We start from the raw sequence: 12,305 nt of genomic DNA on the forward strand, positions 1-12,305 counted from the left end.
CCCGACTAGCTTGCGCGCGCGGCCGTTTCCACAATGCCTTGGCCGCCAACAACGACCATGGGTAGCAGCTCCACCCCACCCTCCACGGCACGCCCCGGCTCGCCGGAGCCGGCGCCGAAGTCATCCAGCGACCTGGCCCGGATGAACACGGACATGGCGATCGACCGGACGCTCATGGCGGCGGACCGGTCGCTCATGGCGTGGATCCGCACCGCGCTTTCGATGATCAGCTTCGGCTTCACGATCTACAAGATCCTCGAAGGCTTCCAGAGCGAAGGCATGACCCTGTCCAGGATGGAGATGCCACGCACCATGGGCCTCTTCCTGTCGGGCATGGGCACCGCGGCCATGCTGATGGGCACCGTCGAGTACTGGCTCAGGCTCAAGGGCCTGCGCAAGGCCAAGCCCTTTCGCCTGCTGCAGCCTTCGTTCGTGATGGCGCTGATCATGTCCGCAGCGGGCATGTTCATCTTCGCGGGCATCGCCTTCAGGCTGCTTTGAAACGGAGCCAACATGCTCGATGCATTGCTTGACGTCTGGCTCCGCATCTGGGACGACATCACCAGCGGCAGGCATGCGCCGGTGGCGTTCCGCTTCATCCTCCAGCCGGCGATGGCTGCCTTCCTGGCGTACCGGGCGGGCCGGCGCGACGCGCAGGACGAGAAGCCGCTCTACCTGTGGGCCTTGGTGGAAGACCGCGCGAAAAGGCGCGACCTCTTGCGCGAAGGGTGGGAACACATCGGCAAGGTGTTCATCGTCGCGCTCGTCATGGACGGCATCTACCAGTTCATCTCGGTGCGCTGGTTCTATCCGGGCGAGGCGCTGATGGTCGCGATCATCCTCGCGGTCTTGCCCTACCTGGTCTTTCGCAGCCTGGTCAATCGCATCCTGCGGCGCCGCGCCCATGACTGATCCACGTACGTGCCCCTGCGTGCTCGCCCGTATTGGCGCAGCCGCGGCGCCCTCCTAGCATCCCGTCGCATTCGCTGCGGCCTGCGTGTGCCCGGCCGATCCGTATCCCCAGGTGATTTCGAGGTGACCTGGCACCTCGCCAACGTTGAGGAGGTGCCATGACAGCCAAGAAGCCCAACATCCTGATCCTGTGGGGCGACGACGTGGGGTGGTGGAACATCAGCTACAACAGCCGTGGCCAGATGGGCTATCGAACCCCCAATATCGACCGCGTCGCCAACGAAGGCGTGGCCTTCACCGACTACTACGCGCAGCAAAGCTGCACCGCGGGCCGGGCCGCCTTCATCACCGGCCAGAATCCGATCCGCACGGGCTTGACCAAGGTCGGCATGCCGGGCGCGGACGTGGGCCTTCACAAGGAAGACCCCACCATCGCCGAAATGCTCAAGCCCCTGGGCTATGCCACCGGACAATTCGGCAAGAACCACTTTGGCGACAAGGACGAGTACCTGCCCACCATGCACGGGTTCGACGAGTTCTTCGGCAACCTCTACCACCTCAATGCCGAGGAGGAACCCGAAGATCCCGACTACCCGAAGGACCCCGCGTTCAGGAAGCGCTTCGGTCCCCGCGGCGTGCTGCATTGCAAGGCCGACGGCAAGGGCGGACAGGTCATCGAGAACACCGGCCCCTTGACGAAAAAGCGCATGGAAACCATCGATGACGAGGCCACCGAGCGGGCCCTGAAGTTCATCGACCAGTGCCATGCCGACGACAAGCCCTTCTTCCTTTGGTACAACACGACGGCCATGCACTTCCGCACGCACTGCGCGGAAAAGCACAAGGGCAAGAGCGGCGGCCAGGGCGACTACAACGACGTCATGGTCGCGCACGACGAGCACATCGGCGAAATGCTCGACAAGCTCGACGCGCTGGGTATTGCCGACAACACCATCGTGATGTATTCCACCGACAACGGCCCGCACTACAACAGCTGGCCCGACGCCGGCATCACGCCATTCCGCGCGGAGAAGAACACCAACTGGGAAGGCGGCTGGCGCGTGCCCTGCTTCGTGCGCTGGCCCGGCAAGTTCAAGGCCGGCACCGTCATCAACGGCCTCGTGTCGCACCAGGACTGGCTGCCCACCTTGCTGGCGGCTGCCGGCGACACCGACGTCAAGGAGAAGCTGCTGAACGGCTACAAGGCCGGCGAGAAGAGCTTCAAGGTGCACATCGACGGCTACAACATGCTGCCCTACCTGAGCGGCGAGACGCAGGCGAGCCCGCGCGATTCCTTCTTCTACATCAGCGATGACGGCGAGATCATGGCGGTGCGCATGCACGACTGGAAGGTCGTGCTGATGGAGCAGCGCGCCAAGACGCTGCAGTGCTGGTTCGAGCCCTTCGTCAAGTACCGCGCACCCAAGATGTTCAACCTGCGGCGCGACCCCTTCGAGCGCGCGGACGAGAACTCCAACACCTATTGGGACTGGGTGATCTCGCACGCCTACATCGTCTACGGGATGCAGGCGGTGGTAGCGCAGCAGATCGATGCCTTCGTGAAGTTCCCGCCGCGACAAAAGCCCGCGGCCTTCAACCTGGACGAGGTGCTGAGAAAGCTCCAGGAATCTTCCAGCGCCGCGCACTGAGCGCCCGCCCCCGCCAGCCCGGTCGTCCGGGCTGGTCTTCGTCGTCCTGAAGAGGCGGATCGTGGCCACGTCCATCACGCTGACCGTCAACGGCAAGACCGAAGTGCTGCAAGCCGAAGACCCGGCCATGCCATTGCTCTACGCACTGCGCAACCAGCTCGGCCTGCACGGCTTGCATTTCGGCTGCGGCCTGGCCCAGTGCGGCGCCTGCAGCGTGCACTATAACGGCGAGCCGCTGCGCAGTTGCGTCATGCCGGTGTCGGCGGCGGCCGGCGCCAACATCGTGACGCTGGAAGGCCTGGGTTCGCCCGACAAGCCCCATCCGTTGCAGCAGGCCTTCATCGACGAGCAGGCAGCGCAATGCGGCTATTGCATCAACGGCATGATCATGCAGGCGGCCGGCCTCCTGGCGACAACGCCCCATCCCACTGAAGCGCAGGTTCGCGAGGCCCTGGCCGGCAACCTGTGCAAGTGCGGCACGCACGTTCGCATCCTGCGTGCGGTGATGCGCGTGGCGGCCACCAAGCCCTGAACGCGCGATGGCTGCCCTGCAAGCGCCCCTGTCCCGCCGCGCACTGTTGCGTGCCGGCGGCGCGCTGGCCGTGAGCTTTGCCCTGGCCCCAACGGGCGGCGCGGCGAACGAGCCTGCGTCCGCAAGCCCTCCGCGCGGCCGGGCCGTGAGCCCGAACCAGGTCGATGGCTTCCTCGTGATCGACGCACAGGGGCGAGTCACGCTCTACAGCGGCAAGGTGGAACTGGGCACCGGCGCACTCACCGCGCTCACGCAGATCGCGGCGGAGGAACTGTCGGTGCCTTTTGAAAACGTCAGCACCGTGCAAGGCGACACGCTGCTCACGCCGGACCAGGGGCCGACCTATGCCAGCCTGACGATCCAGCAAGGCGGCGTGCAGATTCGCCGCGCCGCGGCCACGGCGCGCGAGGCACTGATCAACCGGGCGGCCCGCCAACTCGGCGTTGCAAGAACCACGCTGCGCGCCCGCAGCGGCAGCGTCGAGCCGGTGGCTGGCGGCAAGAGCCTGACGTACGCGGAACTGGTGGCCGGCAAGGGCCTGTCGATCAAGCTCGACCCGAAGGCGCCGCTGAAGGATCCGCGCGACTACACCCTTGTTGGCAAGCCCACGCCGCGGCTCGACATTCCCGCGAAGATCTTCGGGCACTTCGGCTTCGTGCAGGACGTGCGGCTGCCGGGGATGCTGCATGCGCGCACGGTGCATCCGGCTGCATTCGGCGCCACGCTGGCGTCGTTCGACGACACGCCCTGCAAGGCCATCCCCGGCTACGTGCGTGCCGTGCGGCAGGGCAACTTCCTGGCCGTGGTGGCCAACGACGAATGGGCGGCCATCCGCGCCTCGACCGCCATCGTCGCGCAGTGGAGCGATGGGACAGGCCTGCCGGACCAGGCCCGGCTCGTGCCTTGGTTGCGCAGCGCCAGGCTCGACCGAAAACAGGTGTTGCAGCAGACCGGCGATGCAACGCAAGGCCTGATCGGCAACGGGCGCCAGATGCAGGCGAGCTACGACTTCCCGCTGCACACGCACGGCTCCATCGGACCCTCGTGTGCGCTGGCCGACTACCAGGGCGGACAGCTCACCGTGTGGACGCCCTCGCAGGCGAGCCACCTGCTGCGCAAGCAACTGGCCACGATGCTGCGGCTGGCGCCGGAGAAGGTGCGTTGCATCTACGTCGAGGGCGCGGGCTGCTATGGCCGCAACGGCTCGGACGACTGTGCGTCCGAGGCCGCGCTCATCGCGATGCAGCTGGGCCGCCCGGTGCGCTTGCAATGGATGCGCGCCGACGAGCACGGCTGGGACCCCAAGTGCCCGCCCACCCTTCTCGACTACCGTGCGCGCATCGACGTGCAGGGCCGCGTTGCAGCCTGGGAAGCCGACATCTTCCTGCCCGAGCGCCCCATGAAGCGCTCCGGCGTGACCCTGCTCGGCGCCGTGCTGGCGGACTTGCCTCGCTACGGCCCCGAAAGCGGCATCTACGATCCGGGGCTGGGCATCCCCTATGGGTTCACGAGCAGCAAGCTCACGGCGCACTGGCAACTCGAAACGCCACTGCCCGCTGCATGGATCCGCGCGCCCGGCCGGATGCAGAACACCTTCGGCAATGAAAGTTTTGTCGACGAGATCGCGGCCGCAACCGGCGTCGATCCCTTCGACTTCCGCACACGTCACCTGAACGACAGCCGCGGCCTGGAGCTGCTCGCGCGCCTGCGCACATTTGCCAACTGGCGGCCACGCGGCACCGGCGCGCGCGACACGGGCGAGGTGGCGTTCGGGCGCGGCGTCTCTTACGCGAAGTACGAACTTGTGCGCACCTACGTGGGCGTGGTCGCGGACGTGGAGGTGCATCGCAGCACCGGCGCCATCAAGGTGCGGCGCGTGCTGGTCGTGCACGACTGCGGCCAGATCATCAACCCCGACGGCCTGCGCAACCAGATCGAAGGCAACGTGGTACAGACCGTCAGCCGCACGCTGGTCGAGCAGCTCGCTTTCAGTCGCAGCGCCGTCACCAGCCTGAACTGGGGCAGCTACCCGATCCTGACTTTCCCCGACGTGCCTGAGGTGGCCATCGAACTGATCGACCGGCCCGGCGAAGTGCCTTGGGGCGCCGGCGAGCCGACCACGTCGGTGATTCCCTCGGCGATTGCCAACGCCGTCTTCGACGCGACGGGCGCGCGGCTGCGTTCCCTTCCCTTCCGCCCGCCGGCGGTGATGGCGGCGCTCGCGCGCGTCGGGGCGAGGTAGCGCCATGCCGCAGTTGCTGACCGGGAACGAGGACGAGGCGAAGCGCGAACACGTCTCGGCCGCGTCGCTTAGGGAGAACGTCGCCTTCCACGGCAGCGCGGACGAGTTGTCGGCCGTGGCCAGCGCCGGCCCGCGTGGCGCCTTCGCGGTGGCGGGACTGGCGGTGCTCGTTCTGCTGGCGCTGTGGCTCAGCTTTTTCTTCTTCGTGTTCGCGCCGCGGGGCGGCAATGGCTGAGACCAGCCCCAGCGCCACCGCCATCGCCGTTGCCGAGGCGTCGGAACGCCGCTGGGCGCGCGTCGTCGCGGCCATCATCGCGCTGGTGTTCGCCGTGATGATCTACAGCGGCCTGCACTGGACGGCCATGGCGCCGGCGCGGGTCGAGACCATCGATGCCAGCACGCTGCATTTGTCGGGCGAGTTCATGGAAGCCAACTTGGGCACGGCCATGCAAGCCGACCGATCAGCGGCCGTGGTGCGCGTGATCGCGCAGCAGTACGCATTCGTTCCGCATTGCATCGTGGTGCCGGCGCAGACGCCGCTCACCTTCAGGTTGACCAGCCCGGACGTGGTGCACGGCTTCTTGATCGCCGGCACCAACATCAACAGCATGGTGGTGCCGGGCTACGTGTCCGAGGTGCGGGCCCGTTTCAGCAAGGCGGGCGAGCATGTCATGCCCTGCCACGAGTACTGCAGCGTCGGCCACGAAGGCATGTGGGCGCGGGTAAAGGTGCTCGACAAACCCGAGTTCGAGCGCCTGCATGGCAGCGCGCGGAGGGCGTCCTGTGCAGGGTAGCCAGCGCCTCGTGCTGGCCCATTTCTGGGCCGCATTCGCCGCGCTGGCCTTCGCGGTGCCGCTGGGCGCCTGGCAGATGCTGGTGCGCAGCCCGCTGCATTCCTGGGTCGACCCAGGACGCTACTACGCGGCCGTCACGGCGCACGGCACCACACTCGCCTATGTCTTTCCAACGCTGGTCGCGATGGGCTTCGGCTATGCGGTGTGCGCGGTGTCGCTGGGGCGGCCGATGCATGGCATGCGACTCGCGTGGGCCGCGCTCTGCATGGTGCTGGGCGGCGCCGCGCTCGCGCTCGCCACGGTAGCCGCGGGCAAGGCGACCGTGCTCTACACCTTCTATCCGCCGCTGCTCGGCAGTGCGTGGTACTACCTTGGCGTGCTGCTTGCCGTTGCAGGTTCGTGGATCTGGATCGGGCTCATGGTGTCGCACTTCCGGCGCTGGAAGCGGGACCATCCCGGCCTGCCGGTGCCGCTGGCCATGTTCGCCACCACCGCCGGCGCGTTGCTGTGGGGGTGGACATCGTTGGGCGTCGGCTCGGAGATCGTCTTCCTGATCCTGCCCAACGCTTTCGGCTGGACAGCCTCGATGGACGCCGGCCTTGCGCGCCTGCTCTTTTCATGGACCTTGCACGCCATCGTGTATTTCTGGCTGATTCCGGCCTACATCGCCTTCTACGTGCTGTTGCCACAGGCAGCCGGCGGACGCCTCTACAGCGACCGGATGGGCCGCATCGCCTTCCTGCAGTTGCTCGTCTTCTCGATGCCGATCGGGCTGCATCACCTGTTCACGGATCCACAGGTTGCGACCGGCTTCAAGTTCCTGCACGCAGTGTTCACCGGCATGGTGGCCGTGCCCACCTTCCTCACCATCTTCACCATCTGCGCCTCGCTGGAAGTGGCCGGGCGGCTGCGCGGGGGCCGCGGCCTGCTGGGCTGGGTAGCGGCGCTGCCCTGGGATCGGCCGCTGGTGCTGGCGACCGGGCTTTCGTTGCTCATGCTGGGCATGGGCGGCGCCGGCGGGCTCATCAACATGAGCTATGCAATGAATGCGACCGTGCACAACACACAGTTCGTGACGGCGCATTTCCACCTGATCTTCGGTGGCGCGGTCGTCATCATGTATTTCGCCATTGCCTACGAGCTGTGGCCGCGCCTGACGGGCCGCACGCTGCCGCCCAGGCTGATGCGATGGCAACTGTGGACCTGGTTCGCCGGCATGCTGGTCGTCACCCTGCCCTGGCACGTGGTGGGCATCATGGGCCAGCCGCGGCGCATGTCGTACTACGACTATGCCGACCCGGCCCTGGCGCCGCAGGCGATCTGGGTGAGCCTGTCGGCCATCGGCGGCTTCGTGCTGGTGTTTTCGACGCTGCTGCTGGCAGGGGTGCTGCTGGGTTCGCTGCGCGGCGCCAGGAGCCCGCAGACACCATTGCGCTTCTCGTTGGCGCTGAACCCGCCACGCCGGTTGCCGTCGTCCTTGAACGGCTTCGGCCTCTGGCTGCTGCTGGTGCTGGCGCTCACCGTGGCGAACTACGGCTTTCCGCTGGCGCAAGTGCTGTGGGTGCAGCGCAGCGTGGTGGCGCCGTATCCGGTTGCACCGCCATGACGACCAACGATGCCCCGGGCGCCTTGCGCGATCGCCGCTTCGCGGTCTGGACGGCGACGATCATCGTTCTCTTCTTGGCGGCTGGCACGGTCGGCTTCGTGTGGTTGCCGGCCGCGGACGCCGGGCGCAGCGCGCCTGCGTTGTGGGACGCCATCTGCAGCGCCATCGGCCTGCCCGCGCGCAACGCGCCGGCGCCCGCGGCTCAGGTGCGCGAGCCGGCTTCGCAGGTCGCCTGGACGGCGTCCACACGCCAGTTGCTCGCCGAGGGCAATGCCGCCAAGGGGGCCACGCTGGCGGCGGCCACGTGCGCGAATTGCCACGGCCCCGCGGGCATCACCGACGACGCGATCTTTCCCAACCTGGCTGGGCAAAGCCGGGCCGCGATCTACAAGCAGTTGCAGGACTTCAAGACCAGCCGGCGCAGTGCGTCCGTGATGGGTGTCTATGTTGCCCCATTGAACGACGCGGACCTGCGCGACCTGGCTGCGCACTATGCGTCGTTGCCTGCGCCACCCTCACGCGCGACGACCACGCCACCCGACGCGGTCGCACGTCGACTGGTCGAGTCCGGCGACCCGATGCGCGGCATCGCGGCCTGCGCGGCCTGCCACGGCCCCATGGGCTGGACCGAGGCCGCGCCCACCTTGCAGGGCCAGCAACGGGCCTACCTCGAAGTGCAGTTGCAGGCACTGGCCAGCGGCAGCCGGCACAACGACATCAACGAGCAGATGCGCAGCGTCGCCCGACGCCTGACGGCGCAGGAGATCAGCGCGCTGGCGCAGCACTATTCAAAAGCCCCGCCCGGTGATGGCCGCAAGCCATGAAGAAAAACGCGCGCCGTTTCACGTACGTGTGCCAGTGGCCGCCGGGATGGTCCTGTCGCGAGCCCGGCGCGATGATCACGGCCCCTCAACAGCGTCCTATCGGGTGAACGATCATGAAACAACTGCTCGGTTCATTGAAGTACCTTGCCGCTGCGGCCCTCATCGCATGGGTCGCAGGCTGTGCAGCCACGAACGACGCGCTCAGCAACGACAACCTGGCCGTGGCTGCCGGCTTCAAGGTCATCACGCCGCTCAAGCCCGACCAGCAGGCCTTGCTCGCGAAGCTGCCCAAGGACAAGGTCTCGCCCGTCAACTACAAGGGCACCACCTACTACGTGCTGCCCGATTCGATGAACAACCTGGCCTACGTCGGCGGCGCGCCCCAGTACCAGGATTACCAGCGCCTGCGCGTGCAGAAGCAGCTCAGCAACAACAACCTCGAGGCCGCCCAGATGGCCGAGATGAATGCCATGGATTGGGGCGGATGGGGTGGATGGGGTGGACCCGCTTTCGTCGGCTTCCGGCGCTAGCTTCAAGTCCTGGTGACGTCTCCGCGCACACGCTCGATGAATGCGGATTCGACTGCACCAGCGCGGTGGCCGCGCACTGATGCTGGGCCTGGCCGTGGCGCTGGGTGCCTGCACCACCTACGGCGTGGTCGAGAACGCTCCGCTGGCGCCTGATCCCTCCGGCCCTGCCTATTCCCTGCGTGAGTTCGCCAAGAGGCCCTACCGCCATTCGCGCGAGCTCACGCTTTCCGTCGCTTTCTCGGGCGGCGGCACGCGCGCCGCGGCCTTCGCCTATGGCGTGATGCAGGAACTGCGCGACACGCGCGTTGAACTGGAAGGCCGGACCGTGAGCCTGCTCGACACGATCAGCGTCATCAGCTCGGTGTCCGGGGGCAGCTTCACCTCGGCCTACTACGGCCTCTACGGCGATCGCATCTTCGTCGACTACGAGCAGCGATTCCTCCACAGCAATGTCGAAGGCGCCCTGCTGCGCGGGCTGCTGAACCCGCTGCGCTGGTTCAGCAGCCGGGGCCGAACGGAGATGGCCGTTTCCTACTACCAGCGGGCGCTTTTCGGCAACGCGACATTTGCCGACCTGATCCGGCCCGATGCGCCGTTGATCCTCATCAACAGCTCGGACCTGGGTTCCGGCGGGCGCTTTTCCTTCGCCCAGGAGTACTTCGACCTGATGTGCTCGGACCTGGGCACGTTTCCGCTGGCACGGGCTGTGGCAGCGTCGAGCGCGGTGCCCGTGATCTTCGGGCCGGTGGTCGTCGAGAACTACGGTGGCTGCGACAGCCGCCTGCCTCATTGGCTTGCAACGGTGAAGGCGCGCAACATCGACAACGACTACCTGGGCATGGTGGTGCACGATGACCTCGCATACCAGGACAAGGTCGGCCATCGGTACGCTCAATTCGTCGATGGCGGCATCACCGACAACCTCGGCCTTCGCGCGCTGCTGGATGCGGTGGAGCTGGCCGGCGGCGCGGAAAAATATGTGCAGGCGGTCGGCGTCGCGACGCCGCGCCGCATTGCCATCATCTCGGTCAACGCAGCGGTTGAAGCATCAGGGCGCATCGGCGAAACCAACCGCGCGCCATCGCTCGAGCACACGATGCACGCCGTCACCGATGCCCAGCTGCATCGCTACAACGTGGCAACGCTCCGGCAGACACAGCAAAGCCTGGAACGCTGGAAGCGCGAGCTCTCGACACCCGGGTGGCCCGTGAGTTCGTACTTCATCCAGCTCAGCTTCGAAGACGTGCCCGACCTGCCGCTGAGGCGCTTCCTGAACGACATCCCGACGACCTTTGTGCTGAGCCGGGAGCAGGTGGCCCGGCTGATTGCCGCCGGGCGCGAACTGCTTCGCAACAACCCCGACTATCAGCGCCTGCTCGCGAGCCTGCAGGCACAGGGTGCCAGCACTGCAACCAGCAGATGAACGCAATGACAACGCCAGGGAGATCCTCATGACCCAGCGAACCGGACGCCCTGCCACCGCGCAGCCAACACCCAAGGAGCCAACATGACAGTTCAATGCCGTCCCATCGTGGCCATCATCGCCTCATGCGCCGTCGCCGGTGCCTGCACCGTTGCCACCAACAGTCCACCGACAACCGGCGGCGACCCCGCGCCGCCGAGGGCACGCAACAGTTGCGTCGACGCCGTGGCTCGCGAGTTCAAGGTGCCGAAGGAGAACGTCAAGCTGATGGGCGGCACGACCACCATGAAAGACGGCATCTACATCGTGACCCTCAGCCCGGGCCCGGGACAACCGGCAGTGAATTGCACCGTTGACGACAACGGCGCCGTCGGGGAAGTGATCCGCGCGCGCTGAGCCAAGTCATGGGCGGGCACCTGCTCGCCTCAGAACCCGCCGCACGGCGTCATTGCGGATCCGGCATCGAGCCTCCGGCGGGCAGCACGATCGTCGCGCGTCCATCCGGGGACGTGACCGTGTCTGAATCATCCGCGGGTGGCGGCGCGCCGTTCTGGATCACTACCGTCGAACGGCCGTCGGGCGATGTCTCGTCCGCGAAGCGCGAACCACCGCTGGCGCGCGCCTGGTCCAGGGCAATGCCTGCGTCGCGTACGCATGCATCGCGCTCGGGGCGCGCCAGGTTCCCGCTGTTGCAGATGGCGATCTGCTGTTCGTAGCGACGCTGCGCAGCAACCGACTGCGCCAGCGCGGGCGCGCTGGCCTGCAGGGCGGCGCAGGCAATCAGGATCAAGGTGCGATCAAAGGCCATGATGCGGATCCCCTGCCCTCAATGAAACTTCAGATCGCTGCCCCAACGCCCGCGGGCCGTCGCGAGCAGGTCGGCCGCAGCCTGCGGTGCTCCCGCGCCGATGGCCGTCGAATACGCCAGCTGGTAAGCCCGCATCGTCGGTCGATTCGCGAGATTGATCCGGGCCAGCTCGAAGGCCCTTGCAGGGTCATTGCCGCTGCCGAGATAGAACGCCGCACCATGGTCGGCGAAGGCGAGCAGGTGGGATTCGAGCAGTCCGTCGAATCCGGCTCGCGCAGCTTGCAGTTGCATCTGCGCCTGCGTCGGGCTGCCCGTCGCGGCCATCACCTCGGCCAGCCGCCATCTCACCTCCGGATCACTGGCGGCAAGCGCGGGCCGCAGCAGCGATTCCGCAGCCTGGAACTGGCCGTCGCGCAGGCGGATCTCGGCCAGGTGCACGCGTGCCTTCACATAGCCCGGCAGGTACGCGATGGCCAGGGCATACCACTGCGCGGCCCGTTGGGGCTGGGGCACGGGAGCCTGCTCTCCCCACAACATACCCAGTTGAAAGCACGCCCAGGCCACGGCAAAGGGGGAAGCATCGTGATAGCCCGCCAGGGCCTGCTGGTAGATGCGGTCCGCTTCGTCGTAGTCGCCCAGGTCCACCAGCGTTGCGGCCAGCGGCACCAGGTCTTCCAGCCGGCCTGAGCGCTCGGCGAGCCTTCGACGCTCCTCCAGCACGACATTGAGCCGGGTTCCGCGCGCCTGATCGATGCCCAGCAACAGGCGGCTGGCATCGGGCTTCAAGGCGCCGCGTGCGCCCGCTTGCATCAGCAGGGCGCTGGCTTCGGAAAAGCGATGCGTGGCGGACGCCACCTGCGCGCTGACAAGCACTGTTCGCGGCGCGTGGGCGTCGAGTTCAGCAAGCTGCCTGACCAACGCATCGAGACGATCGTACGCGGCCAGATCGCCGAGAAATTGCGCCGCCATCTGCTCCTGCCCGACG

At 67.0% G+C, this 12,305-nt stretch carries 14 protein-coding genes; 12 read left to right on the forward strand and 2 right to left on the reverse strand.

Annotation, left to right across the window (positions count from 1 at the left end):
* The first annotated feature begins 57 nt into the window (after positions 1–57).
* From QTI66_RS04605 to QTI66_RS04660, 12 genes are all read left to right on the forward strand, one after another.
* Positions 58–501 (forward strand): YidH family protein, encoded by a 444-nt coding sequence (locus QTI66_RS04605; RefSeq protein ID WP_286557764.1) that lies wholly within the window; start codon positions 58–60, stop codon positions 499–501.
* Positions 502–513: 12 nt separating this feature from the next.
* Positions 514–912, forward strand: a complete 399-nt coding sequence (locus QTI66_RS04610) for a hypothetical protein (RefSeq protein WP_286557765.1) — start codon at positions 514–516, stop codon at positions 910–912.
* A gap of 158 nt (positions 913–1,070) precedes the next feature.
* Positions 1,071–2,561, forward strand: a complete 1,491-nt coding sequence (locus QTI66_RS04615) for an arylsulfatase (RefSeq protein WP_286557766.1) — start codon at positions 1,071–1,073, stop codon at positions 2,559–2,561.
* A gap of 61 nt (positions 2,562–2,622) precedes the next feature.
* A complete protein-coding gene (locus QTI66_RS04620) occupies positions 2,623–3,093 on the forward strand; it encodes a (2Fe-2S)-binding protein (RefSeq protein WP_444814939.1) in 471 nt (156 codons plus the stop codon).
* A gap of 7 nt (positions 3,094–3,100) precedes the next feature.
* Positions 3,101–5,335: a xanthine dehydrogenase family protein molybdopterin-binding subunit gene (locus QTI66_RS04625; RefSeq protein WP_286557767.1), complete on the forward strand. Its 2,235-nt coding sequence runs from the start codon at positions 3,101–3,103 to the stop codon at positions 5,333–5,335.
* A 4-nt stretch (positions 5,336–5,339) separates the two neighbouring features.
* Complete coding sequence (locus tag QTI66_RS04630) at positions 5,340–5,570, forward strand: hypothetical protein (protein WP_286557816.1); 231 nt, start codon at positions 5,340–5,342, stop codon at positions 5,568–5,570.
* Positions 5,563–6,129, forward strand: a complete 567-nt coding sequence (locus tag QTI66_RS04635; RefSeq protein WP_286557768.1) for a cupredoxin domain-containing protein — start codon at positions 5,563–5,565, stop codon at positions 6,127–6,129. Before QTI66_RS04630 ends, QTI66_RS04635 begins: the two co-directional genes overlap by 8 nt.
* On the forward strand, positions 6,095–7,735 hold the full coding sequence (locus QTI66_RS04640) for a cbb3-type cytochrome c oxidase subunit I (protein ID WP_444814940.1): 1,641 nt from the start codon (positions 6,095–6,097) through the stop codon (positions 7,733–7,735). Before QTI66_RS04635 ends, QTI66_RS04640 begins: the two co-directional genes overlap by 35 nt.
* Positions 7,732–8,559, forward strand: coding sequence for a c-type cytochrome (locus QTI66_RS04645; RefSeq protein WP_286557769.1), 828 nt, complete (start codon positions 7,732–7,734; stop codon positions 8,557–8,559). Before QTI66_RS04640 ends, QTI66_RS04645 begins: the two co-directional genes overlap by 4 nt.
* Positions 8,560–8,672: 113 nt before the next feature.
* Positions 8,673–9,089 carry a hypothetical protein gene (locus QTI66_RS04650; RefSeq protein WP_286557770.1) on the forward strand — a complete coding sequence of 139 codons (417 nt, stop codon included), beginning with the start codon at positions 8,673–8,675 and terminating at the stop codon, positions 9,087–9,089.
* Between the two features lie 40 nt (positions 9,090–9,129).
* Positions 9,130–10,512, forward strand: coding sequence for a patatin-like phospholipase family protein (locus tag QTI66_RS04655; RefSeq protein ID WP_286557771.1), 1,383 nt, complete (start codon positions 9,130–9,132; stop codon positions 10,510–10,512).
* An 84-nt stretch (positions 10,513–10,596) separates the two neighbouring features.
* Positions 10,597–10,908, forward strand: coding sequence for a hypothetical protein (locus QTI66_RS04660; RefSeq protein ID WP_286557772.1), 312 nt, complete (start codon positions 10,597–10,599; stop codon positions 10,906–10,908).
* A gap of 49 nt (positions 10,909–10,957) precedes the next feature.
* On the opposite strand, the gene QTI66_RS04665 is transcribed toward QTI66_RS04660, so the two are convergent.
* Together QTI66_RS04665 and QTI66_RS04670 are read right to left on the reverse strand one after the other, a co-directional pair.
* A complete protein-coding gene (locus QTI66_RS04665; RefSeq protein WP_286557773.1) occupies positions 10,958–11,320 on the reverse strand; it encodes a hypothetical protein in 363 nt (120 codons plus the stop codon).
* An 18-nt stretch (positions 11,321–11,338) separates the two neighbouring features.
* Positions 11,339–12,305, reverse strand: a 967-nt coding sequence (locus QTI66_RS04670; protein ID WP_286557774.1) for a tetratricopeptide repeat protein, incomplete at its 5' end; no start/stop codon positions are given.

This window comes from Variovorax brevis, assembly GCF_030317105.1.
GTDB lineage: Bacteria > Pseudomonadota > Gammaproteobacteria > Burkholderiales > Burkholderiaceae_C > Variovorax > Variovorax brevis.

Excerpts from the sequence above, each read along its gene's own strand:
- QTI66_RS04605 (WP_286557764.1), top strand. The coding sequence starts at position 58 with ATGGGTAGCAGCTCCACCCCACCCTCCACGGCACGCCCCGGCTCGCCG.
- QTI66_RS04610 (WP_286557765.1), top strand. The coding sequence starts at position 514 with ATGCTCGATGCATTGCTTGACGTCTGGCTCCGCATCTGGGACGACATC.
- QTI66_RS04615 (WP_286557766.1), top strand. The coding sequence starts at position 1,071 with ATGACAGCCAAGAAGCCCAACATCCTGATCCTGTGGGGCGACGACGTG.
- QTI66_RS04625 (WP_286557767.1), top strand. The coding sequence starts at position 3,101 with ATGGCTGCCCTGCAAGCGCCCCTGTCCCGCCGCGCACTGTTGCGTGCC.
- QTI66_RS04630 (WP_286557816.1), top strand. The coding sequence starts at position 5,340 with ATGCCGCAGTTGCTGACCGGGAACGAGGACGAGGCGAAGCGCGAACAC.
- QTI66_RS04635 (WP_286557768.1), top strand. The coding sequence starts at position 5,563 with ATGGCTGAGACCAGCCCCAGCGCCACCGCCATCGCCGTTGCCGAGGCG.
- QTI66_RS04640 (WP_444814940.1), top strand. The coding sequence starts at position 6,095 with ATGGCAGCGCGCGGAGGGCGTCCTGTGCAGGGTAGCCAGCGCCTCGTG.
- QTI66_RS04645 (WP_286557769.1), top strand. The coding sequence starts at position 7,732 with ATGACGACCAACGATGCCCCGGGCGCCTTGCGCGATCGCCGCTTCGCG.
- QTI66_RS04650 (WP_286557770.1), top strand. The coding sequence starts at position 8,673 with ATGAAACAACTGCTCGGTTCATTGAAGTACCTTGCCGCTGCGGCCCTC.
- QTI66_RS04655 (WP_286557771.1), top strand. The coding sequence starts at position 9,130 with ATGCGGATTCGACTGCACCAGCGCGGTGGCCGCGCACTGATGCTGGGC.
- QTI66_RS04660 (WP_286557772.1), top strand. The coding sequence starts at position 10,597 with ATGACAGTTCAATGCCGTCCCATCGTGGCCATCATCGCCTCATGCGCC.
- QTI66_RS04665 (WP_286557773.1), bottom strand. The coding sequence starts at position 11,320 with ATGGCCTTTGATCGCACCTTGATCCTGATTGCCTGCGCCGCCCTGCAG.